The 25,193-nt window shown below is 44.1% G+C and carries 14 protein-coding genes; 1 reads left to right on the top strand and 13 read right to left on the bottom strand.

Features of this window, described 5'->3' with window-relative positions; all coding sequences use genetic code 11:
* Positions 1-281: 281 nt before the first annotated feature.
* The 4 genes from BUC07_RS21110 to BUC07_RS08535 all read right to left on the bottom strand — a co-directional run bounded on the left by BUC07_RS21110 (position 282) and on the right by BUC07_RS08535 (position 6,000).
* On the bottom strand, positions 282-2,411 hold the full coding sequence (locus BUC07_RS21110; protein WP_073168376.1) for an exo-alpha-sialidase: 2,130 nt from the start codon (positions 2,409-2,411) through the stop codon (positions 282-284).
* Positions 2,412-2,445: 34 nt separating this feature from the next.
* Complete coding sequence (locus BUC07_RS08545) at positions 2,446-3,492, bottom strand: sialidase family protein (RefSeq protein ID WP_217652665.1); 1,047 nt, start codon at positions 3,490-3,492, stop codon at positions 2,446-2,448.
* Positions 3,493-3,570: 78 nt separating this feature from the next.
* Positions 3,571-5,058: a sodium:solute symporter family protein gene (locus tag BUC07_RS08540; RefSeq protein ID WP_073168373.1), complete on the bottom strand. Its 1,488-nt coding sequence runs from the start codon at positions 5,056-5,058 to the stop codon at positions 3,571-3,573.
* 18 nt (positions 5,059-5,076) lie between these two features.
* Complete coding sequence (locus BUC07_RS08535; RefSeq protein WP_175552498.1) at positions 5,077-6,000, bottom strand: dihydrodipicolinate synthase family protein; 924 nt, start codon at positions 5,998-6,000, stop codon at positions 5,077-5,079.
* Positions 6,001-6,163: 163 nt separating this feature from the next.
* Between BUC07_RS08535 and BUC07_RS08530 the strand changes: the two genes are divergently transcribed.
* Positions 6,164-7,018, top strand: coding sequence for an AraC family transcriptional regulator (locus BUC07_RS08530; RefSeq protein ID WP_073168370.1), 855 nt, complete (start codon positions 6,164-6,166; stop codon positions 7,016-7,018).
* A gap of 278 nt (positions 7,019-7,296) precedes the next feature.
* Here BUC07_RS08530 and BUC07_RS08525 read toward each other — a convergent pair whose 3' ends face one another.
* From BUC07_RS08525 to BUC07_RS08485, 9 genes are all read right to left on the bottom strand, one after another.
* A complete protein-coding gene (locus tag BUC07_RS08525; RefSeq protein WP_217652664.1) occupies positions 7,297-9,600 on the bottom strand; it encodes a ligand-binding sensor domain-containing protein in 2,304 nt (767 codons plus the stop codon).
* 6 nt (positions 9,601-9,606) lie between these two features.
* Positions 9,607-11,391: a purple acid phosphatase family protein gene (locus BUC07_RS08520; protein WP_073168368.1), complete on the bottom strand. Its 1,785-nt coding sequence runs from the start codon at positions 11,389-11,391 to the stop codon at positions 9,607-9,609.
* 307 nt (positions 11,392-11,698) lie between these two features.
* Positions 11,699-13,915, bottom strand: coding sequence for a hypothetical protein (locus BUC07_RS08515; protein WP_073168366.1), 2,217 nt, complete (start codon positions 13,913-13,915; stop codon positions 11,699-11,701).
* Between the two features lie 20 nt (positions 13,916-13,935).
* The gene (locus BUC07_RS08510; protein WP_073168364.1) at positions 13,936-15,474 is read right to left on the bottom strand and encodes a calcineurin-like phosphoesterase C-terminal domain-containing protein; all 1,539 of its coding nucleotides are present in this window, start codon (positions 15,472-15,474) and stop codon (positions 13,936-13,938) included.
* A gap of 97 nt (positions 15,475-15,571) precedes the next feature.
* Positions 15,572-17,263, bottom strand: coding sequence for a SusD/RagB family nutrient-binding outer membrane lipoprotein (locus tag BUC07_RS08505; protein ID WP_073168363.1), 1,692 nt, complete (start codon positions 17,261-17,263; stop codon positions 15,572-15,574).
* 20 nt (positions 17,264-17,283) lie between these two features.
* Positions 17,284-20,706 (bottom strand): SusC/RagA family TonB-linked outer membrane protein, encoded by a 3,423-nt coding sequence (locus tag BUC07_RS08500; protein ID WP_073168361.1) that lies wholly within the window; start codon positions 20,704-20,706, stop codon positions 17,284-17,286.
* A 670-nt stretch (positions 20,707-21,376) separates the two neighbouring features.
* A complete protein-coding gene (locus tag BUC07_RS08495; RefSeq protein ID WP_073168359.1) occupies positions 21,377-21,583 on the bottom strand; it encodes a hypothetical protein in 207 nt (68 codons plus the stop codon).
* Positions 21,584-21,746: 163 nt separating this feature from the next.
* Complete coding sequence (locus BUC07_RS08490) at positions 21,747-23,144, bottom strand: hypothetical protein (RefSeq protein WP_139279513.1); 1,398 nt, start codon at positions 23,142-23,144, stop codon at positions 21,747-21,749.
* A gap of 5 nt (positions 23,145-23,149) precedes the next feature.
* Positions 23,150-25,129 carry an FG-GAP repeat domain-containing protein gene (locus BUC07_RS08485; protein WP_073168355.1) on the bottom strand — a complete coding sequence of 660 codons (1,980 nt, stop codon included), beginning with the start codon at positions 25,127-25,129 and terminating at the stop codon, positions 23,150-23,152.
* Positions 25,130-25,193: the final 64 nt, after the last annotated feature.

Here is a 25,193-nt window from a genome sequence, read left to right as displayed (position 1 = left end):
AAAATGCTATACAAAAGCAAAATACATGCTGATTCATTCAGTAAAATTATTAATGATGAAAAGAAACAATCAATTAGCTATACTTTTTTAACAATGCCCAATATTCTAAACGTCATTCAAACTTCGCCTTTTTCACACCGACGCTATAGCCCGGTGGGTTAGAACGCTGACTCTTTGGTTGGCTTTAGCCATTAATATCCAGTTTTCAATAATAATTAAAATACAATTTCCAGGCTTTATTTACTCCAAAACAGTACCTAAACCAACAAAATATAAAAGCTTCACTTCCGGTTAAACCGCTCCATCACTTCCCGCCAGGTGGTTAGAATGATGTCGTTATCTTTAAAAAACTGTATCATTTCCGGGTCGGCAAACATTTCAGCTTCCCACACCCTTTGCTGCCACGAACCGGTGATGGTTTTCAGGTATTCCGTTTCAACCGACGGGTGAAAAATGATTTCCGTCAATCCAGGATCAAGGGCATTTACCAGTTTGTAAAAGTTGTTTTTCACCTCTTCATAGGTATCTCCTTTGGGCACGCTGCCAAAGTTATCGAGGTGTGGAAGGGCGTAATCATTCAAAACACCAACCACTTCTTCATTAACCGGGTAACCTTCTTTTTTATAAAATGCAGCTACTTTGGGATTGGACAAGTCGATGGCATTGGCTGGAATTTTATATTCTTCAGCCACTTTCAGAAATACCTTCAAAAATTCAGGCGATCCGTACAGCGTTCCCATGTGTGTATCGATGTGGGTGGGATTGTAACCCATCGCCAGCATTTTGTCAATTTGCGCCCTGATTTCCATTTCCACCTCCTCCGGGGTTGCATTCATCACAACCTCCATGACGCTATGCCACATTTTCCCATCAGGATCGAGTAATCCCGGTACCTCGGCGGCATCTGTCAAAGTTCCCCAACGCCAGGTTTTCCATTCGCTGGTAAGCGTCAGGTGAACGCCCACATCGGCCTTCGGTTGCGTAATGGCCCATTCCACAAATTCTTCAGCATTGGGACAGGGCATCATCACTGCGCCCGAATGGATAAAGTCGTTTTCAATATAATATTTCCCTGCATCGTTGGCTTCCTTGCACATGCCCAAATCGTCCATGTGCAAAAGCAGTACTTTTTTTCCTTTCGGGAATCCCAGCTTTTCAGCGTTGGTTTCGCCCGCATCAGCTTGTTTAACCCACGAAGGCGTGAACGAAACGTGTTTAATTGATTTTCCATCGGCGGTATGGTGTGAATAAGTGACGTGAACCAGGCCATCCTTCGCTTGAATAGCCGACGGATATGAAAAACCGCCTTTCCCTTTCGGTGTATATTCCAGGTACCTTTTCCATTTCCAGCTTTCCCCTTCGTCGTCGGAAAGCAACACAGCGAGGCGGTTCCTGCCATCTTCCAAATCGTTGCAAACCATCAGCCAGTTCCCGTCATCAAGTGCAATGGCCTCTACACTGGAACCCGGGTTGGGAATATTGGTTTTACGGGAAACACTCCAGGTATAACCGTTGTCTTCCGAAGTGCTGACAATAATCCGTTGGGGTGCATCGCCATTATCGCGCATGTAGGCCACAAGGGTGCCGTCCTCCTTCTGCAAAAGAGCAGGTTGAATATTTCCGCGCCCCACAATAGGCAGGCTGGGCTTCCAGGTGTCGCCGTTATCATCGGAAATGGCCACCAGCGAAACATTGTAGCCATCAGAATAGAGCGGCAGCAACATCCTGCCTTCGGGCAAATCAAGCGGATGAATACGGCCCATCCATCCTACTTCCCTTTTAACAGGATCGTTGGCGGCTTCCACAATCATTCGCTCGTATTGCGGCGCATATTCGGCCCAGGCGAGTCCGGGAGGGTCCATCTCCCTGAACCCTTTTTCGAGGGCTTCGGCAAATTTTTCGCCGGGTTTTAAAAGAATAACATCCTGCCAGTCCCATTTGGGCGGACCTTCATTATGATAATCAGTTGAAATACGGGTTTTCAGCAACGAAGCTTCCCAGCGGTTGGCCACCACTACCACCCAGGTAAGGTGTAACCGGTTTTTCGCATCCAGAAAAAGCACGGGGTTGCAATCGGGATTTCCGGGCGTATCAGCCATTATAAAAGGTTCACTCCACTGGGATTGCCCTTTTTTCAGCCGGGCACCCATTACCGCCACATCGTTGGATTTGCGTTCACCTGAGCCTTCGAACCAACACACCAGCAAATCGCCGTTGGGCAATTCCACTACCGAACTGCTGTGCACATGCTTCTCCTGTTCGGGAAAAATGAACTCCGACCGAAAGGATGAACCTGAATTTTTCTGTGCATCAGAAACAAAAGGCATCATTAAAAAAAATCCCACCAGGAAACAGAGAAGTACCCCGGGGGAAAATAATGGGTTGAAAGATTTTGATCTGATTTTGTTCATGATTTTGGCTTTTAAAAAATTTCAATTTGAAAAATTACATTTCCGGCCACTTGCCGTTTTGCATGGGCTCCGGTTCGAATTTCGCGGGGTCGAGCACCACGTGTTTAATCAATTTGCGATTCCAGGTGTAAGTTACATGCACCATTCCATCGCCGGACTGAATGACTGCCGGGTAGGAATATTCGCCATCGGGATCGGGATCATTTTCCAACAGGACAGCAGCCTGCCAGTTTAATCCGTCGTTTGAAACAGCCACATTCAGGATGTTCCGGTTGCCCCATTCCTCATTTGGATCAACATGGTTGTAAACCAACACATGGCGGCCATCTTTCAGAGTCACCGCATCGGTGCCGGAGTTGGGGTTGGGCAAGTCGATGGGTTTCAGCTTGCTCCAGGTCCTGCCGTTGTCGGTTGACCAGGCCGACAGAATTCGTTTGTTTTTGCTGCGGCACAAAATCTGCAACTTTTCGCCCGGATGTTTCAAAATACTGGGCTGAATGGCTGCAATTTTTTTCCCGTTGTTTATGGGTTCGGTGCGTTCCCAGGTTTTTCCCCTGTCGGATGTAAATTCCATGTGTACCTGCCAGCCATCATGTTCGGTGCTGGTTGGACAAATCAGTTCTCCATTGGAGAGTAATTCGGGTTTATTTTTGATGGGGCCATAAATTTCTTCGGGTAACCTCATGCGCCGCGACCATGTTTTTCCATTGTCGCACGAAATGATGAGCTGCCCCCACCAGTCGCGCGGATTGGGGCCGTCTTTGTAAAACAGAAACAGTTCATCGCCGTAATCGAACAACACCGGGTTCCACGTTGGGTAGCGCAGGTTGGAATGTTGCACGCCGTTAGCCACTTCAACCGGAACCGACCAGCTTCCGTTGATGAAACGGCTGAACCAAATCCCTACATCGGGATGTTTCTCGTACGTACCGCCAAACCAGGCTGCTACCAAACCTTCACTGGTTTCGGCAATGGTTGAGGCATGACAACTGGGAAACGGAACATCTTCCGCTTTGTAAACAAACTCCGATTTCACAATCGCCCGGTCACCTTTAAACGGATTATTTGCGAAAAGATTCATGACTACCAATATTAATATTATTGTACCTGTTGTTCTCATTCTACTATAACTTAGTTAAACACCTATAAAATTACAGAATTATCTCTTTTTCGAAAAAAACTTCATCACACTAAAACCTACCAGGAAGATAATCAGCGTGCCGAAAACAATGGTGAGGTTGCTGTGGAACGGACTGCGGAATGCCAGCAGGTTTTCGCTGGTAAAGTAAAGCGGGCTGAGGCTCATCCACACAATAACCAGTACACCGGCAATTACGCCAATAACGGCATCAATACGGCGGGTTTTGCGTGAAAGAAATGCCAGCAGGAACAACCCCAGCATGCCACCGCTGAAAATGGAAGCCAGAGACCACCAGGCATCCAACACACTTTCCACACCCACGAGGGTTAAGGCAATGAGCACACCCAAAAAGCCAATAACCACCGACGAGATGTACAAAACAGTCATCGACTGCCTTTCGCTTGCATTTTTATTGACGTAGCGCTGATAATAATCGGTTAAAATTATGGTAGCCGTACTATTCAAACTGGTTGAGACGGTGCTCATTCCGGCGGCAAAAATGGCGGCAATCAGCAACCCTGTAATTCCGGTAGGCAAACCGTTTACAATAAAATGCGGAAACACTTTATCGCCGGTGCCGGGTTGATGCAATTCGGCAGGCAACAGTTCGGGCTGGGCTGTGTAATACGAATAAAGTGCAGTTCCGATGTAAAAGAATATTACTGAAACCGGCACATAAAGCAACGCGCCAAAAAGTGCCGATGATTTGGCTTTTTTGTCGGTATTGGTAGCCATGTAACGTTGCACAAAATTTTGGTCAATACCATAGTTTTGCAGATTGATGAACAGACCATAAATGAGCACCACCCAAAAAGTGGATTCGGAAAGGCTTGCTCCGAAGCTTCCGAGGCTGAATTTGTCGTTGGCAGAGGCAATTTCAAAAACCTGGGAAGGACCTTCGGGCATAGAAAAGGTTAAAACCAGCGCTGAAACAATGGCCCCCAGAATCAATACAATCCCCTGGATGGCATCGGTCCAGACCACTGCCCGTATTCCACCCAGCATGGAATATAAGGTAACAGCAATTCCGGTGACAATGATGATAGTGCGGATATTGAAACCGAACAATGCATTAATAGGCAATGCCAGCAAAAGCAAAATAGCGCCGGTGCGCATAAGTTGGGTGAGAAGGTAACAGGCAGATGCATAAATCCGGGCCCACACTCCAAACCGTGTTTCCAAATAATTATAAGCCGAAATGCTTCCGATTCCACGATAAAGTGGCACAAAAAATTTCACGGCCAGAATGGCTGCCACGGGAATGGAAAAACTAAAGACCAGTGCATTCCAATTAGTGGAAAAGGCATTTCCCGGGAGTGCCAGAAAACTTATGCTGCTGACAAAAGTGGCGAAAATGGACATGCCCACCACCCAGGCAGGCAGGTTACCACCGCCGGAAGTAAATTGCCCGGAGGTTTTATTTTTAAAAAAGAAACTCGCTCCAAAAAGCACATTCCCGAAAGAAATCAGGAGAAAAACGACAAGGTCAATCGTTGGCAACTGCATATCAGTTTGTTAAAATTTTTAGGTAATTTCAGTTTTATCGATCAATTCTTTTATTTCTTCCACATAATTTTTGATTGATTTACAATCATTCTCTTCAAACTCCGTCAGCGGATGCGCAACATAACTATTACAAATATTCATAATTGAAAGTGCACATTTGGTCCCTACAGTAAAACGAGATGTAAATTTACCAACATTATAAATAGTATTGTATATTTTCATTACAATCTGACGCAAAAGATGGATCTTTTGATAATCCCGCTGCAATGATGCTTCATAATAATCTACAAACAACTTTGGAAAAAGATTGGCACCACCTGCAATTGCTGCATGTCCACCTTGCAAAATTGTTTCAGGAATTAAAATTTCAGTACCCGTTATTACAGAAAAATCCTGTGAATCCTTAAATGCATCGATTAGAGATAAAAGGTAAAGCATGTCGCCAGAACTGTCTTTTATTCCCAAGGCACCAAGCTCTTTTGCATGCTTAACAGTTTTTATATTCATATGCAATTTAGTATGCGACGGTATATTGTACAACAAAAACGGCAACGGAAGGCGGGGCACCAAATCGTCTAAGTAACAACGCATTTCGTGCTGAGAGATTGGAAAATAATAAGGAGGTGCAACCACAACCATATTGACACCAGCTTCCTTACATACATGAGCCATTTCAATTGATCCGTCAAACGATGTATCAGTTATCCCAACCATTACCGGCACACGAGCATCAATAATACGGCATGCCTCCCTCACCAATTTTTCACGTAATTCATACCGCAAACTAGTAGCCTCTCCGGTAGTCCCCAGTAAAAAAATTCCGTGTACCCCGCCTTCCAAAACATAATTAATCAACTTCTCAAGTCCCTGTTCATCAAGTTCAGTGTCGTTCATTAACGGGGTTACCAAAGGAGGTATAATTCCATGTAAATGAGAATCCATAATCATTTTATTATTGAATATTTATCACTTGTTTTTCTTTATTACAAAAGAAAAGCAAACAAGGTCAAAACACTTGTCGAAATTTGTTCTTTTCGCATTAAATTTTGACTAATATTTGAAAAATATCTTGTATATTTAAGCTTTATGGTTAAAAAAGGATAACATGAAATTTGTTTATGAAAAGATAGACGTGTCGCACAAGCATTCATTTATCACACGTCGGTTAAAAATGGATCCTGATTCAGATAAAATTCATTCGCATAAAAATTTTGAGCTTAATTACATTACTTCAGGGGCAGGAAGGAGAATTGTTGGCAACCATATTTCAAGCTATACCCCGGGAGACTTAGTGCTGTTAGGACCAAATATTTCGCATTGCTGGGAAGTTATGGAGCCTGGTGCAGATGGCCACGGGGAATGTGTGGTAACTCATTTTTATGAAAACATAATTAGTTCGAACTTTTTTAATATTCCGGAACTGAATGAAGTAGTTAATCTTTTGAAAGAATCCAATAGTGGGATTCTGTTTCATGGACCGATTACTAAAAAAGTTTCTGAATCGCTAAAAAGAATGGTTCGCATTGACGGCCTTGCCCGGTACATTGAACTTTTAAAAGTATTCAGCCTTTTACTTCAGGTCGAAAACCGAGAATACTTAGCCCTGCCATCCTCCATGCCAAATACTTACGATAAGGACCGTGAGCAAATTGATAAAATTTACGAATATGTTTTTCAAAATGTGCAAAATGGAATTAACCTAAACGATGCAGCCAAACTGGTTTACATGGAACCAAGTTCGTTTTGCCGTTACTTTAAAAAGAAGACCAACCAAACATTCATGGATTATGTAAAAAGTGTGCGCATTGGCATTGCCGCCCGGTTACTTGCTGAAACTGACAAGCAAATTACGCAAATATGCTACGAATGCGGATATAATAACCTGGCCAATTTTAACCATTACTTTAAAGTGGTGATGAAAAAAACGCCCTCGGAATACCGGAAGGCGTTTCAGCAGTAAGATCGAATTCAAACCTTCAAGGTTTTGGAAACCTTGAAGGTTTAACTAACCGAATCTATCTACCTACTCCCAAACGGCTGAGTTCCCATAATAACTTCTTCGGGGCCAAATATCTCGGCACGGACGTATTTTTCAACTTCGGGATTTTCTTTCAGTGAAAGCTGTGTTCTTCGATAAACTACTTCCCCACCTGAAATCCAGCGGATAGAATCGTGTCCGGTTACATTTACTTCAATCAGGCCTTTCCGGTTGTTTACCGTTATTTCCAGGATTTAAATCTAATAGACCTCCGGCCTTACCGGTCCAGAAAACGGAGCGGCGCCAAATTGTTTTCCCCGATTTTTTTCTACCGAAATTAACGCGGGATCGTTGGTTTCCGGAGCTTCGATAAAACCATGATAGCGTCCTTTCCAATAATCCCGTAAAAACCCGGTAGGTTCCATCACACGGTTTCCGTTTCTTCCGCCATCCAACGCAATGGCGCTCCGGCTGGCTCGGGTCACGCTCATCTCCCGCGGCGAAATTCGTTTTCTTCCCCCTTCATACGATTTATATCCCGGCTCCACAAATAAATCGTCGCGGTGTGAATTTCGGTAATTATATTCTGTACAGTCGAGCACCCACTCGCGCAAATGTTTCACCATTTTACCGGCTTCGCAGTCGTTTCCGGTAATGGCTCCATACACGTAATTGAACCACGGAATTTGTTCCATCCTTTTTACTTCCCACGTGCGTTCGAGGCTGCGCAGGTAAACCGAACGAAGCGCAGGATCATCTGCATAACGAAGTAAGGTATAATAACTTCTGAACGCATGATTGTCATCCCATGTAGCAATACTGGAAGGTGGAAAAACATTTTTCTGGCGAATGGTGTTGATATGGTAGTCCCAGTCGATAAGCTGCTGATTACCTTTCCTGAATTTTTCATCACCAGTTAATGCATAAGCCGTCTCCATAAAAGTAAGGGCTTCCAATCCGTTAATTCCGCGGTCAACATAGCCGTAAGGCCGGAGAAGGTATTCCGGGTTCCAGCGCCCCCAGCGGGTGGTTTCCCCGTCCATGTCGGTGAGCACCCAGCCGCAGTCGATAATATAATTAGCCACTCTTTTCAGCAACTCCCGCGCTTCTTCTTTTTCTTTTCCTTCGGCCACGAGGTCGTGAAAAATGGAAACGGAGTAAAACATAGCAATCACCTCGTCGCTGGAGGTATCGCCTTTCCAAAACCACTTGCCGTCGGATGTGGCGTACCATTTGGCCGGCAGCCCTCCCGACCCGTGCCGGCTTCTTTCATCTTTATCGCCGGTAGCCGACCAGATGGCCCGCGCAAAAAAACCTTCGATAGGCACAATTTTTTCCAGCCACAGCATCGCTTTAAAGGACTCAACTGCTTCCTCCCTCGCTTTCTGGTCGCCGGTAACTGCATATTTAAAGCACATGGCTGCCAGATAGGGCGAAGTGTGGCCTCCGTCGTTGTCGCTGATTTCGCGCACCCATTCCCCGTCTTTTTTATAAACGGTATGAATAAATCCCAGCCGTTTGTGCCCCCACTCTTCGAGGTGGCGTTCGTAGTAATCGGCTTTTTTTCGCAGTGTGTAAGGTTCGTAATCAACAATGCCCAATCCTTTTTCGGTGGCAATAAAAACGGTTTTCCCGTTTGTGGCGATGTCATTAACCTGGTTGCCAGGCAACCAAAGGTCGGCGCCGAAATAATGCCATTCATCGTCTAACATACGAACGGCACCTCTTTCGGTTCCAATCCATACATCCTGTGCAAAACCCTGTTCCAGGCAGGTTGTATTTTCCACGGGGAGACCGTCATCTCCTTTTATTTCGTACAAAGATGCGCCACGAAGAACCGCCAATCCTCGGTCGGTTGCTAAAAACAACCTGCTCCCGAAACTCAACATATCCCGGGTGTTTTTGGATGGAATTGAACCCCAGTCGATAAAATCGCTGTTCACCACCTGCCCGTCGAAACAAATCAGTTCGCCCGGACGAAGAAGGTAGAGTGTACCGCTGTATGAAGCGATCTTCTCCACAGGCCCCAGTTTTACCGGATCGACATGAACCTGGGTGCCGTCTTCCATCACCATGGTTACATTGCTGGTGCGGTATCCGTCTTCCGGTTCAAGGCTGATAAACCGGCCCTTTTCAAACCTAAAAATTTCATCTTCAGTAGCTGCATGAACTGCACCCTGGTGCATACAAATGTCAACTATTTTTCTGTCGTCCGTTTTTTCCCACTTCAACCCATCGTACATAAACAAACCGTCAGCGGCTAAAGCCCATAATTTACCACCTGCCTCTTTCAGTATTTTAGTTTGGCCCGGGGCGTCATTTGCCTTTTGAAGCTTCTCCCCGTTCAAAGAAAAAATTTCATTTTCAACAAGGGCAAAACATTCCCCTTCAAAAGCAGCAACCGACGTTACCGCCGACGAGGTAAAAACTTTACGGGAAACCTCCTGGAGGTAAACTTCATCTTTTTGCGGTTTCCACAACCGGTGAGGGGGATTGAATAAATCCTGCGCCCACCCTGAAGTTGCAAGCACAAGTAAAATTAGGTTAAATGTTACTGTTTTCATAAGTAATTATTTTTGAATGTCAAATGAATCAATGACTTCACCATCGAAATTAACAGATTGATACGTTAGTTTGTCCGCTTCAATACGAATATGCTGATACAACCAGCAATCCTGTTCCCTAACCGCAGCATAGGGTTCATCTGTGATATCCTGATTTCGCCCCGGAATGCCAAGCGAAATGATGTAAACCGTTCCATCGTTGTATGAATCCACCACTTCTCCGGCTCTCATCGGTTTCGATCGCATGTAATAATGAATGTGCCCGCTGAACACCATATCCACGTGGTATTTATCGAACAACGGAATCCAGGCCTCCTGGATATTGGGATAGGGTTCTTCCCAGTTGTAGGGCGGGAAATGAAATACCGCAATTTTCCAGGTTGCCTTTGTATTGGCCAGTTGGTTTTCAATCCAGTCGGTTTGTGCCTCCACAGAAGAAGTGGCGTCAAGCATCAGAAACAGTGTGTTTTTATAGGTGAATGAATAGGTTTGATCTGTGGGAACACCGTCCGGACCATTGGCGGGGTAGCTGAACATATCGCGGTACATTTTGGCGCCCAAACCGAGGCGGTTGTCGTGGTTGCCCGGCACGTTCATCAGGGGTTTGTTGCAGAGAACGTTTTTTGAGAATTCAAAAAGATCATCCCACTGATCGCGGTACAGCCCGTCACCCACCAAATCGCCGGCAATGCTATAGAAGTGAACATCAGGGTGAGCCGCTTCGGCTTTGTGATGCAAATCGCCAAACTCCTTTTTGTGGTGCACATCGCCAAACCAGATAAATGAAAACGAATCATCGGTTTCAGGTGTTGAAAATGTGCAGGCGTTTGTCCAATCGGTTGCAGGAGCAATTAAATATTCATAGTCAGTGCCCGGTTGCAAATCCTGGATTTTTGCAGTAAACCGGTGAATAAACCGGTCGTTCATCAGTTCGCGATCTTCCATCACATATTTTTCTGCTTCAACGGCTTTTTCATCAGTGGTTCCTGCAACCCGGTATTTTACTTCTCCGGTTTCTACCGAAATGTTCGTCCGCCACTGAATGTCGATGCTTGTTGATGGATCGGCACTCCAGGTCAGCAAAACCTGGTCGGGTTCAGCAGACGAAGGGAATTGGGTTTTACGAAAGGCTCCTATGAGGTGTGATTCCTTTCCCCGCCCACGGATAGTGGTCAGCAGTTTTTGGCCTTTCATTTCTTCAGGCACATCCTGCAAAACCAGTTCAGTCCAGTCGTGGTATATAAATGCGCCGTCGTCCAAAACTGCAACATACTGGTCATCGGGAATGAAATTTGACAATTCAAGCCGATCATTTTCGTTTTGTGGTGCCACAGAAACGAAATAATGGTAGGCAAAATTCTCAAATCCGTTGATCCCCAACTCTACCGTCCCCTTGTCAAATTCCTTTTGCCACACTTCATACGTGTGGTATTCGTTTCGCATTTCGAGGTCTGTTTTTTCAAATCCGGCAGGCTTCAGCCAAAAGGGCAAGGTTTTCTGTTGGGTACTGCGCATAACCGAAACCACTGCAGGCACGTTCACATCGAACACCCAATGCCGGGTGGAAAGCACCTCCAAATCTGCTTCAGTAAAAAGCGACATTGCTGTTTGTTGGTCAATTGCTGCCAGCTCCTCTTCATTCATGGTAGCATAAAGCCGTGTAATGACTTCATCCATCACCTGCTGAACCGACCTTTCCGACTCAGGTTTTGATTGTGAGCACGCCAAAATGGCAAGTGCAAATATCCCCGTAAAAAAAAGGCTGAAATAGGGTCTGTTTATTTTTTTCATTTTAAAATTCCTCTTTTTGAAAAAAGAGAAGCGCACCGGGTGTCTCTACAGCCAGATGCGCATTCTCATGCCAACGAACTAAACTTAATAAACAATCTATGGAGTTTTGTTTCAAACAGATATTTTTCTGTAAATATTTCATCTTAAAAACTTTATAAACAATTGAGTTTGTCCTTAACGGCTAAAGCCTGTTTCCTTCCTGATAATTTTACCCCCGGCTTAAGCCGGGGGCTACAAAGCTTAACCTTGACAAAGGCTTTAGCCGTTAATATAACTTTTTAATACGCTTCTGAATTATCTGTTTTAACTATTCAATTACCTCCAGATAGCGTCCCAGCCAATAGGGTAACAACCAGATGTCTCCGGCACTGTTTTCCGAACGACCTTCGCCTCCGGCATCCAGTCCAAATCGGTTGGCATTATGCCTCCTGACGGGCAACTCATCGGGTGGCAAAACTTCTTCGATGGTTTGCCTTCGGAAATTTTCAGAAACGGGCTGAATGTCTTTTCTGTGACTGTTCTTTACGGTCCAGTTGATAAGATCCATTGGGTATTCCTGCAAATACCAGATGGCTTCTTTTAGATCGAATTCATTGCTTACCAGACCGGTAAACAAATTCCACAGTCCGTCTTTTTCTGGACGCTCATGTTCCCAATGGTCGATGATGCTTTTAGCGTACATCTCTTTCAGTGTGTCGTTAAAAGCATACCGGTACAAGCCCCAGTATCCCAGAAAGTACATTTCGTCGTCAGAGTGGTTCCACGATTCGGATAACATTTCGGCCCAATCATCTGAGCCATCAGGTGCTTTGCCAATTTCTTCCATGGGCCGCATCAGATTTTCGAGGTAACCGTAGTCGTGCATCAGTTCGAATGCTTTTTCTTTATAAATCTCTTTTTTGGTAAAATGATATGCTGTTTGCAGCATGGCCACAATGTTGGAACTGTTCAGTTTTCGGTCGCCAACCGACGTAGGAAATCCATTCACGTATTCAGGATTCCAGCGCCCCCAGGTGGTGGGTTTTCCGTCGTAATCCACCAGGTAAAAATCGTTGTCCACAATATGCTGCATCAGTGCATCGAGCAGTTGAACCGCTTTTGCCCGGACCGGTTCCACATCTATCAATTCGGCAATGGCGCCAAACACAAATACATGGCCAATGGCTTCGTCGCTGCTGGTAGTGGCTTTCCAGTCCCACTCGGGGTCGGAAGAATGTTGCCAGCGCTCGGGGTTCGACAATTTTTCAATGTATCCGCTGCGGTTGAATGAGCGCGACGGGAATCCCGGCACAGGATTGACGGTGTAAAGCCGTTCCATGGCATCCAGCGATTCGATGGTATTTTGCAGCGCTTCTTCCGATTTTGTAACAGCATATCGAAAAACCTGACTTCCCAAATACATGGAAGTCCAAAGCCCGTCGTTATCCGAATCATCAAGGTGGCCGGTGGACAGGTTGCCGTTCTCCATTCCGCTCAGTTCCGCATTGAATCCGTGCCTGATGTGGCGGTGGCGCACCTGATCTTCAAAGTACAAGGCTTTTTTATACAATGTGATTTCTTTAAAACAAATTCGCCCAAGCCCCTTGTCGGTTAACACCAAAACCGAATTGTCAGGCCCTGCTGCAATGTCAGTCACCCGGTTTCCGGGAAGCCAGCGCTCGCCGTAATAGTAATTAAATTTGCCGTCATCGCGCAGCATAAAAGCGCCATCCGGGGAACCAAACCATACATTTCCGTTCACCTCTTTTACTACGGTAATTTCGGTAACCGGCAATTTCAATTTGATTTGCCCCTCCTGTTTTTGCGAAAGATTGTTGATTTCGATGTAGCCGTTTGGCGTGCCAATAATGGTTTTCGTACCAAAAGCTACCACATCGAAACTTGTAAATCCGCTTCCTTCAAACACGGTTTTCAATTCTTCTTTTTCAGCGGAAAAAGTGTGAAGTGACCGGGAGGTTAAAATCCAAAATGATTTCGTTTCCTTAGCATATTTAATATCGATAGCCTGTTGCTGAAGTTTTCCTTTCCAAAGTTGTTTCGAATCTTTTATATATTTCAGCTGTTTTCCATCAGAAACCAGGAAGGTAAAATCTTTCCCCCCGGCAAACAACTTCGCTCCGGGCATTTCATGTTTTGAAAACAATTCCCCTGACCAGGCATTAGCCAGTACGGCTTCATCATCGAGGTAAACCAGTTGCTGTTTGTAAGTTGCCAATCCTACAATATTTTTATCAGCCATGGGGCGGTAAGTTCCGTCTTTTTCCAGCGTTCCCGGATAAAGAAACTCCCCGGCATGGGGATGCAGCAAACCTTCTGAAGACAACACCTGGATTTTCCCGTTGCGGTCGGCAGCCACTTTTTGAAGTGCGCCTCCCGGCTGATTGAAATAATATTTGATGCTGTAATCCTGTAAAAAGGGAACATCATGATGAACAGGCTTTCCCTTGTCTGAAGCTGCTCCGGGCAGGCTTCCTGCCAGAAAAACAATGAAAACAAAAAAAACGATTAAAAAATTTTTATTCATGGTTAATTTTTACTGAGTTTTTATTTTTTCCAATTTTCGTTTTTGACCCTGAAAATCCGGTGGCCGGTCCAGGTTTGGTTAAACATATCTGTTGTACGCACCGTAACCGAATGGGTTCCGGCGCGAAGTTCATCCGGAAGCTTACCCTGCCACATGTGCGTGGAAACGCTGGGGTAATCCATTTTATACCCTAAAACATCGTCAAGCGCCTGGCCCTCGAATTCCTTATCCAAAACCGGACTGAGCTGATGCATACGCAAACATTCCGGGTCGATGGTTTTCACCTGCTGCATGGGGATCCATTTTCCCGTTTTCCCAATACGCATTTCCACTTTGGAACGACTGGATCCGGCAAAAACATTAACCAATACGTTTGTTGTGTCCAACTCGTTTTGTGCCAGTTCATCGGGCAGGTAAATGTTCATCTGGTAATCAGCAGGCCGGCGGGCAGCTTTAAAACGGACGCTGTAATCATTTCCCTCAAAAATGACAATGGAATACCCGTTGGGCGCCCCGTCGTTCATGGTGGCATGCGGAATACCTGTTTCATCGTTCAATCCGCACCACCAGCTTCCGCATACTGTGGCGTTGATTAAATGATGGTGCGGCTCGTTGCCTTTCCATCCCATTTCCTCATCCACAAAAACTTGAATTTGCTCATGCACGTGGCCAGAAATGGAAAAGGTATGTTTTCGGTTTTGGAGAATCTCATACAACCTGTCGCGCGTATCGATTCTAACCAGCGGAATGTGCATCATGAGCACCACCAGTTTTTCTTCGGGCACAAACGAAAGGTAGTTTTCAACAAATGAAAGCTGATCGTCTGAAAGATGGGCGTGGTATTTCCCTGTTTCATTAAAAAAAACATTGTTTAGACCGATAAAAGCCACCTGCCCGTATTCAAAAGCATAGGTAGCCGGACCAAAAAATTTACTAAATGTTTTGCCTTTGTTCTCATTGCGCTTTTCATCACGGTCGTGATCGTGGTTGCCAAAAATGTTGTACCACGGAATACCAATCTGCCCGATTCCCTGGCTTACTTCGGCAAAAAGGCCGGGGTCATCGGCCACGATATCCCCCAGCGAAACACCAAAAGCCGCATTCGTTCCCATGCACTCCTCCACCACATCATGCAAAATAAAATTTACCTCACGTAATCCACGTGCCTGCGTATCGCCAAAAAACAGGACTGAAAATTTGTTTTCTTCCTCAGCAGGATAAAGCGGAAAATCGATACTCGTTTGATTTCCTTCGTGCAACAGATGAAAATGCTGCGGAATATTCTCCGGATTGAGTGAAACAGCATAATTGGAAGGTTTAATTACAAAAATAGAATTAGCGTTTTCAACAGGTAATTCCCAATTCCCGGCGGCATCAGTTTGAACTACTTCATTTCCGTTTGAAACACAAATGCCGGAGATGCCAGGTTCGGGATTGTCGTGTATTCCGTTTTTGTTTTCATCCAGGAATACCCTTCCGGTCAGGACTTCATTTTTTGAAGTTCCATATCCGGAAAAAACAATTCCTGCAAAGAATAGGATGAAAATTAAGCGAATCATTTTATATTTATATGGAAATAAACAAATTAAGGAAATACATAAATTGAAAAAAGGGCAAAGGGATGAATTTCCCTCTGCTCTTTTTTAGATTTCAAAATTAATAGGGATTATTAGTACCCTTTAGCAACCAAAATTTTGACCAGGAGCTGTCCTTTCCGTCAGTGGCTGTATAATCTGTTTCTTGCAAATTTTCGATAGCAGAGCTATAATTTTCATAGTTCCTCGATATTTCATTGCTCCCGTACTGAAACCGAATCGGCATGGCATCTCTCAATCCGCGCGGGCCAATGGTGAAATTGGGTAATCCCGTTCTTCGCCAGTCACACCATGACTCATGTGCTACCGTCCAATTAGCAATCCATTTTTGTTCAATTATTTGTTCCAATGAACCATCAAATGCAACACCTTCATTGGTAATATATGTTGAATACTCTTCACTAAGGTCCCAGGTATTAAAAGAGGCTTCAATCCCTTTCTCATACCATTCCTTTTGATCGCCAACATTCCAGCCTTTTTGAGCTGCTTCCGCCAAAATGAAACATATTTCGGCATAAGAAATCAATCGTGCCTTTAACATATCACCCGATGCTTCTTTGTACATATCAGCGAGGGCTGAATTATGAACATTCGGGCCACCCTGAATCGGCTGGGGATTCAGGTTCCATGAGGAGCCGTCCCCTGTGGAGGAAGCAATTGGCAAACCTGCGTAATTCATTGTATCAACCAGTGTTTTGCCGTTTTCAATATCAGCAACCCACTGGTCTTTATCATAAACCACCAGATCATTTTCGGCCATATATTCCGGATGTAAATACCTGACCCCGTCCACAATTTCATCATCACCATATTCATCAGATATTTTTATGGGCACCCTAACTTCATTGAACCAAACGCCAATACGCGGATCGTTCAAATCAACCAACACATCTCTGAAACCTGCACAAAGCTGAATGCGGTCGAAATTGCTTTGGCTTTCATCGAAGGTGGTATTGGCAGGCCATGAATCATCATTGGATGCACCTACAAAATCCATGGTAGCGTCATCATCAGTGGAAGTAAAAACAGGATATCCAGAAGGGTTCGAAACAATTTCTTCAATTCCTGCCCGGGCATATTCCGGTAATTTTTCTGACAGCCTCATGTAATACCTCAATTTAAGGGAGTTGGCCAGTTTTCGCCACTTAGCCGGGTCTCCTCCGTAAATAAGGTCAGCATCGGCCTTGATTCCTTCGTACTCTCCGGAAGGTTTAGACAGAAGCGAATTGGCAGTTTCCAGATCATCAATAATTCCCTGGTAGATTGTCTCCTGCGAATCGAACGCAGGAAAAAGGTCTTCCTGTCCACCCTCCAATGCATTTAATGCGGTAGTGTAAGGAGCATCGCCCCATGAATCTGAAATGTAGGCAAAGTTAAATGCCCTGATTACCAGCGCAACACCCTGCTGGAATTCCATGCCCTCTTCTTCAGCCCTTTCATAAAGGTGCCGGGCATTTCGCAGGTTTCCGTACCAGCCATCCCAATCACGTTGTTGGCGCCACTCGAACCTGTTAAGTTCGCCACTCCATCCGCTTTTTTGAACATATTGCATTACGCCGGCAATATCACCGTTATAGCCTATCTCGAGATAGGGTTTGACCGTCGATACAATTATAGTAGGCACCATCAAATTAGGGTTAACCTCTTCGGGATCTACTCCGTTGGGATTTACATTAAATTCAGTAAGTTGGTCTTCGCATGAAATAAATGCAACCACAATAACCATTAAAAATATTTTATAGACTGTTTTCATCTCGTTCAATTTTTAGTTCATTAAAAATTTACATTCAACCTAATACCAACAGGTATTGTCCATGGATTAACATTAAACCTTTCAATACCTTGTTTAAACTGAATACCACTTCCCTGTGTTCCACCTTCCGGTTGGAAAGCCATCTCCGGGTCGATATTGACATCGGCTTTTGTCCAAAGAATTAAATTGCGGCTGTACAGGGAGATGGAAGAGCTCTGAATACCAACAGATTGTATTGCGGGAAGCTGATAGGTCAAAGAAATTTCTCTGAGTTTAATAAAATCGGAATCGAACAGGGCAGTCCGGGAGTAGCTCCATCCGTAATAATCCTGAAACCTGATGGTAGGTGTTCCTTCATCACCCAGGTTTTCCCTAACTGCCACAAAATTTCCGTTATCATCGTAATACCCTTCCACACCGGGCATAAATACACCATCGTTCAAGGTTATTCCATCTTCAGTATGGGGCAGACCACCTGTTTCACTTGTGGGACCACCAACCAGAACAAAAAATTCACCATCAGGCGACAAATACTTATCGGGATTTTCTTTCAGGTACCTGGCCATCTCAGATCCACTCATATCATTAATTTTAATCGTTCTGTCAATCCATCTTTCAGTAAGCATATCGGATTCCATGTAACGATAGGTTTGGGAAATAAACTGGCCACCAATCCTCCAATCAAAACTGGCATTTAATGACCATTTTTTATAGGAAAGCGAAGTTTGCATTCCAATCAGAAAGTCTGGATTAAAATTTCCTATCACAGCAGTATCATCTCCTTTTTCCATATAATTTTCCCAAGGTTCAGAATTTTCCCACCCCTGACTGTCAATAATTGGCCATCCATGATATTCCGAATTTGGGTCATCCACCCGAACCAATACGTCATCAACGATCTGACCAATTTCGTCTCCTACCCTGGTTACAGCTCCGCCTTTAGCATCAGTCCAAAGGACAATATAATCAAAGCCTTCAGCCAGTTCTTCAATTTTAGTACGGTTGCGTGAAAACACAAAATTTACATCCCAGTTCCAGTCAGCATTTTTCAACGGAGTACCACCAAGAGAAAACTCAATTCCTTTACTCGAGATTAACCCCGCATTAATTTGTTTTGAATTGTATCCGGAAGAAGGAGGAAGACCGATCCCAAGTATCTGGTTCTCATTTTCTGACTGGTAATAGGTACCATCCAATCTTAGCCGGTTATCGAAAAAGGCAAGATCAGCTCCTACTTCCCATGAGGTTTGAATTTCGGGCTTCAGGTCAGGAAGCAAAAGGGTTCCCGATGTTGTCAACCGTGTTTGATTGCCCCAAGCCCCCTGATTTCCCATTGTTGTCATTAATTTATACGGATCGGTATCATTTCCAACCATTGCCCAACCTGCTCTGAGTTTGGCAAGAGAAACATTTTCTCCCATATCTGCCATGTTATTTAATAACAGGCTCAGCGATGCCGAGGGATAAAAATAGGAACGATTCTCAACGGGCAATGTACTTGACCAATCATTTCTTGCAGTAAGATCCAAATACACAGCATCTTTGTACCCAAAGGATGTCAGGCCGTACAGACTATAAATCCCTTTCTGGCTCCAACCTGAATTATAATCGAGATTATCCGGGGCAATGTTGCTTACATTATAAATACCGGGAACAATCAAGCCAGATCCCCTGTTTTTGGTTTTGGTTTGGTTGTTTTCAGCATACTGATACATATAATTTCCACCCACAGATGCGGAAATACTAAAATCAGCTAAAATCTTGTCAAAGGATAGCAAAAAATCAACATTTTGTTCCCTACGGTAAAGATTTGTCAGACCATACACCCCATTTGCATCGCGTGTATAACTTGGAGCAATTTTGGTTTCCCGCTTTTCATGGAATTGATCGTGAGTATATCTCCCCATTAGAGAAAAATCATTACTTAATTGCCAGTCGAATTTTCCATGTCCGTAAACCCGATCTCTTCTGAAGCCATTATTAACTTCGTGTGCCAGGAAATAGGGATTATCTTCAGGATCTTGTCTCCTATAAGTCCCGTCAGCATTTACCACCAACGTATATGGCCCTCTTTGCTGAAGTCCCTCCTGACCAGGTTCCCAATAATCTTTAAGATCATTAATATCAATATGGGGATTGACTGTTCGGTAAAGGGCGGACAATGGATTTGCCCCCCGGTTATTTGAGGTGCGGTTATCGGCCCCCGAGGAGGTGAAATTAATACTGGAACTAACAGAAAAATTCTCAGCTAAGTTTAAAGTAGAATTAAGACTTATCGAATTTTTATGCAAATCGCTGTTAGGCACCAGTCCCTGGTTCTGCATGTTATTATACGATAAACGGTAGTTCACTTTTTCATTGGCATTTGTAATGGCAAAACCATTGGTTGTCGTCATACCGGTTTGGAAAAAATTCTTTGTATTATCGGGGTGCGACACCATTTCGGTTGCTGTTAATTCCCCGTTTTCGTTGAAATAAGGCCATTGATATGCCATCATTCCTTTATCCAGTTCCGGGCCTACCCAATAAGAATCACCTGCGGGTACCACATAATAAGGCAGTCCGTTGTTTGGCCGGTTGTCCTGGGTAAAAGGACGCTGCCCATTGGCCATCATTGAATGGGTTTCAATAAATTTGTAGGGTGTTTCAAAAACAGTATTCGAAGTAAGCGTAACCCCAAGTCCTTCACTTTCTTTACCCGATTTGGTTGTAATAAGTACTACACCGTTCCCTGCCCTGGAACCATAAAGTGCAGCAGCACTGGGCCCTTTGAGTACCGAAACACTTTCAATATTTTCAGTATTGAGATCGGAAATAGCATTCCCATAGTCAACCGTATTGCGGTCGCCAATACTTTGCACGTTATTAAGTGTATTGTTTACCGGAACACCATCGATTACGAACAGTGGCTGATTATCACTGGTCAATGAAGAAGCCCCGCGGATAACCATACTTACAGATGACCCCGCCCCTCCTGTGGCGTTTATCGCGACACCTGCGAGTTTCCCGGAGAGCGAATTCAGCACATTTTCCTGGGCCACTTTCTCAATGCTCTGTCCATCAATTTCAGAAACTGAATAACCTAATGATTTTTTCTCGCGTGAAATACCCAAAGCAGTTACAACCACCTCATCCATGCCAATGGATGTTGGGTTCATGGTAACATCAATAACTGACCTTCCGTTTACATTTATTTCCCGGGTTTCCATTCCAACAAAAGAAAAGATCAATACAGACATCTCGTCGGGAACGCTTAGCGAATAGTTACCATCCATATCGGTAACTACACCTTGCGAAGTTCCTTTAATCTGGATTGAGACACCAGGTAAAAAGTCCCCTGAACTGTCCACTACTGTTCCTCTCACCTGCACTTGTGCAATAGAATGAAAAGCAAAATGGAGGAACATTCCAATTAATAAAATTTTTAAAACTTTGTTTTTCATAAGGATCTAGATTAAATTAAAATTTTAACATTTTCAGAAATACTCCACAAACACCTATTACAAATATCTATAATGCAAAACCGATAAACTACCATTATTTTATTCGTTTTACATGGAATTTTAACAATTATCATTACACTCGACATACAGACATCAACATAAGGTTAAAATTTTATTACAAAGCAGTTAAAATAGTTTATATTTCAATCTAAAGGCAGCGTAACAAATTCTAAAAAACCAGTAGCGAAAAATCTGAGTTATTAATAATGAAGTAAGCCTGAAAGGCTAAAAATTGTTCAAATTAACAATGCATTAAAGTCTATCAAAAAATTAAAATAATCCATTGTTCCATTATATTTACATGGAATACTTTTTGAACATAAGTCATTATTGATTAACAGCTTATTTAATTTAATAATTTCTTGTCTTAATATACCTTTTTCGGCAAGAAATCGTTGAAACAAAAAACTCAATCAGATTGTTTCAACACCTTACATTTGCATTAAACCAAACACGTTAATTAAGTAGTCTATTAATTCAATAAGCATTCTGAGGGTATTAATGTCTGCATTTAAAAATAGAAAAGATAAAATATATTGCCCTTCTGTGGGATTGAAAAACAGGAAAGAATCCCCAAATTATTGAACAACTCGTTACACATACAAAAACATTAAAACGATAAAATTTTCTCAAATTCAGCCATCATACCAGGTGCATAATAAATGGGAAATGTCCCCCTGAACGAAAACTGTTCTTTTGTTGCAGGCACGACAATGAGCCTATTGCTACGATTTGCATACCCTGCCACCTGCCGGGCAAAAATATAATCGCCCCCATATCGTTTGAACATGCCTTGCTGATTCAGTATATTTTTCATTTTCTGACTTTAAAATATATCCTCATAAACGGCCACACACAAAGCGGCGTAATCGCCAACAGAATCTCCCAGCGATGTCTTCTTCATTACTTTAGTTTATTGCTTTTGAACAAAAATAATCATTTGCTTTGCAGCTCTTCGTTTAATAAAAATTGATTATGTTTCATTCTGGTAATAATTTTTGATTTTTCTTCATTTTTAAAATAATCCACGAGACAACAATCGCATTGACAATAAAAAAGATATCCACAAAAAACCGGTCGCACACCACCTCGCAAAAACTCATTCCGCTTACCGACAAACTTCCGGAAAGGAAAGCCAGCCGGAGCAGTGAAACCGCAATGCAAGCCCAAATTAGCAGCAAAAACAGGTTTATCGTTCTGTTTTCACCCCGGCTGTAATAAGCGGTAAACAGCGCAACAACTGCCGTCATTAAAAATACCCAGAAGAGATGCATGGTAAAAGGCGCCCAGGGATTCAAATCCGGATAAAAATCGCGGATTAAATCGATGGCTGCATGGCAAAACGTAAGTGTGATTCCAATTTGCCAGGCCATTTTTGGAAACCGCATGATGACCAGAACGAAAACAAAACCGTAAAACCCGTAATTCAATAGTACGCGAACAACACCCTGAACTATTGAGAAGGCAAAACCATTTGACGTGCTGCCATAAGCAACAGACTCCAGCAGATTAGGCCACAACCAGTGCGTAAACACGGCCACAGCAAATAAAATTCCCAGTTCACCCGCAATTGATAAAGAATGTTTTTCATAAATTTTATCCGCCTGATTATTGGATTGAATTTCTTTCCTGCTTTTCCAGGCCGCCCATCCCAACGAAGCGCCCAAAAGCAGGCCAAAGGTAAATTCCATAGCTTTCCACCAGTCGCTGTAAATAACCTCAGGAAGATGACTACCCAAAACCATCCAGAAACCTCCCAATCCAAATCCCAGTCCGCCACCAACCAGGCCATAAAGGGCAAAACGTAGCAGCAGTTTAAACTCTTCCTGATTCAATTTGAATTTCAGATAAACGATGATGGCCATAGCGCCAAATAATAGTGCGGCCCACGATTCAGCTCGTGGTTTTGCCGGATCGGAAAAATAAAGCAACATCGGTTCATTCACCAGTTTGAAACCGAGGAAAAATCCGGCCAGCATCAGCAACAACGCGTAAATGATGACTTTTTTGGGAACCCGGTGGAACAAAAATCCCAGGGAAAAAACAGTGCCCCCCAGCAATCCCCAAACCGCACCTTTCAGCGTGATTCCGGCAGTTCCCCACCACACCGTGTCGGGGTTTCGTAAAAAGCCTAGCGTTTGTCCGTAAGTCATTTCGCCGCCAAGGCCAATTCCGAAAACCCCAAAAACAACTACAATGGATGTTGCCGCTGCGGGGAATTTTAGCAACAGGGAAATACTCAGCGCCACCATAGCTCCGGGAATCATTGCCCCAAACGGGCCGCCGCCAATGTGTCCGCGTAGTCCCCAGCCCAGCATCATGGCCAGGGCAGGCAGTGCAATAAACATTCGTTGAGAAATGGGTTCACTTTTTATCATTCTGTTCATTTTATTGGTTCTTGTGAAAAGTAGTAAAAATGTCCGTCCTCGGCTCCCAACAGCAATTCCGGCAATTTGCCTTTTCCCCAATTCACGACGGTTGGAGAGGTGGTGTGGCCGGCAATTTTTTTATCAGACAAAGTTCCCCGGTGTCTGAAATACACTTTCCCATCTTCGGTTTTTTCATTTTCAAAAAGCGAGGCGTTTACACTGTTTACAATTAGGTCAAAATCACCGTCGCCATCCCAGTCGGCAATACACAATTTGCGGCGTCCACTTCCGCCGGCTTCGCTATTATTCAGCCTGAGTAAACCGGGCGATTCGTCCACTACGTTGTTTTTGCTGTCGAACACTGAGCCGTTTATCCCGTAAAAAATCTGTTGACCCGGCTTTAACTTTCTGGCTCCGTTTTCAAGATAGCGTTCATAAAAACTAAGGTAACCATCAGTATCGAGCATAATCAGGTCGGTGAGGCCGTCACTGTTCCAGTCGATGGCAAAAGGCGTGGTTCGCCATTGTGTCACCAGTTGGTTCTTTTCAGGATTCCACCAGTTCCAGGCGGGTTTTGGCGGATTTCCACCGAATTCAGCCTCAATGGGCCGGGCTTTTTCAAGTGCCGGCGCCGCTGGAGTTCCAACATTTTTGTACCAAATTATTTTTCCGAAAATAGAATTGGCAATAATGTCCGGAAGACCGTCGCCGTCCCAGTCGGCTACTGACAACGTAGTGTATCCCCATTTCCGTTCAGCCGGCCCCTGAATGGAACCATTTTCGCCGGCCAGGATGCGGATGGTTTCCCCTCCTGCTTTCAGGTAAACCGGTTTGTTCCAGCGCGGAGGATTTCCACCATCCATGTTTTCAATAAACCCGATGTAACCAGCAGAGTTTCCGGTAATCAGGTCCAAATCGCCATCGTTATCCCAATCCACAGCAAAAGGAGTAGCCAGTGCTCCAAACTTTACCAGATCAGCTTGTTGCTGAAAATAGCGCGGTGATTTAAACACCGGCATTCGGTTTTTCACTTCGCCAGTATTTTCAATAAAAGCAACCCTGCCATCTTCGTCGCCCACAATCAGATCAGCGTCTCCGTCTCTGTCCCAGTCAACCGCCACAGGTACAATCATCTGAAGGTCCATTTTTATGATTTCCTCGTCATTTTCCAGAAACCGACCTTCGGCATAAACCGGATCATCTCGGGTTCCAATATTCTCAAACCAAGACAGCTTGTCTAAAAATTCACCACAAATCAAATCCAAATCGCCATCGTTGTCAAAATCCATGAAGTTGGGCGAAGGGGCACCATAGACATCGATGGGTTTGCCTGCTGCCTGAATTTTTCCGCGGTTTACATATTCACCCTCATTATTTTCAATAAAAAACACATACCCATGCAACGGGCCGTTGGTCCAGTTTCCCTGTTTGTCAAAGGCATTATCCCAGCCGTAATCGCCCCAGTCGCTGATTCCGGTGATTATATCCTGGTCGCCGTCACCGTCATAATCCACATATTTCCACTGGCTGAACCGTATCTTTTTAAATTCACTTTCAATCTCTTTTATGGGGAACAATTCAACCGGTTGACTGAATCCATTCTCCCTGAAATTTTGATATTCCACACCGCGACCCAGCACGATCGGTTCACCATTTATATAAACAACCTGAAGGTTTTTGTCGCCTTTTTCAATTTTCTGTGGAGGGGCAAAAACCGGCATTTCCTCAGTTGTTCCGGAGGTATTTTCAAAAAAGTAAGTTCCGTTAAATGGTGTGTCGGGGCAAGACACCACCAAATCCATGTCGCCATCATTGTCGTAATCCATGGGCAGGGGCCAGGCCCACAAACCAACTCCCAAATCCACCACCAATCCGGGATGGTTGTATTTCAGTAATTCAAAATCACTGTCTGTTTTTTTCTGCTTTTCGGGTGACTGGCAACTCCATAAAAAAACAACAACCAATAACGGGGTAACTGTCCTGAAATTCTTCATAAATTAAGTTTTAATACGTTAAAAACCAGCGCTACTCTACAAATAAACAGCCATCGTCGGTTCC

Origin of the sequence: Tangfeifania diversioriginum, from assembly GCF_900141875.1 — a bacterium.
Taxonomy (GTDB): Bacteria; Bacteroidota; Bacteroidia; order Bacteroidales; family Prolixibacteraceae; genus Tangfeifania; species Tangfeifania diversioriginum.
Note: the sequence above shows the minus strand (reverse complement) of the source record. Positions and strands in the feature narration are given on the sequence as shown.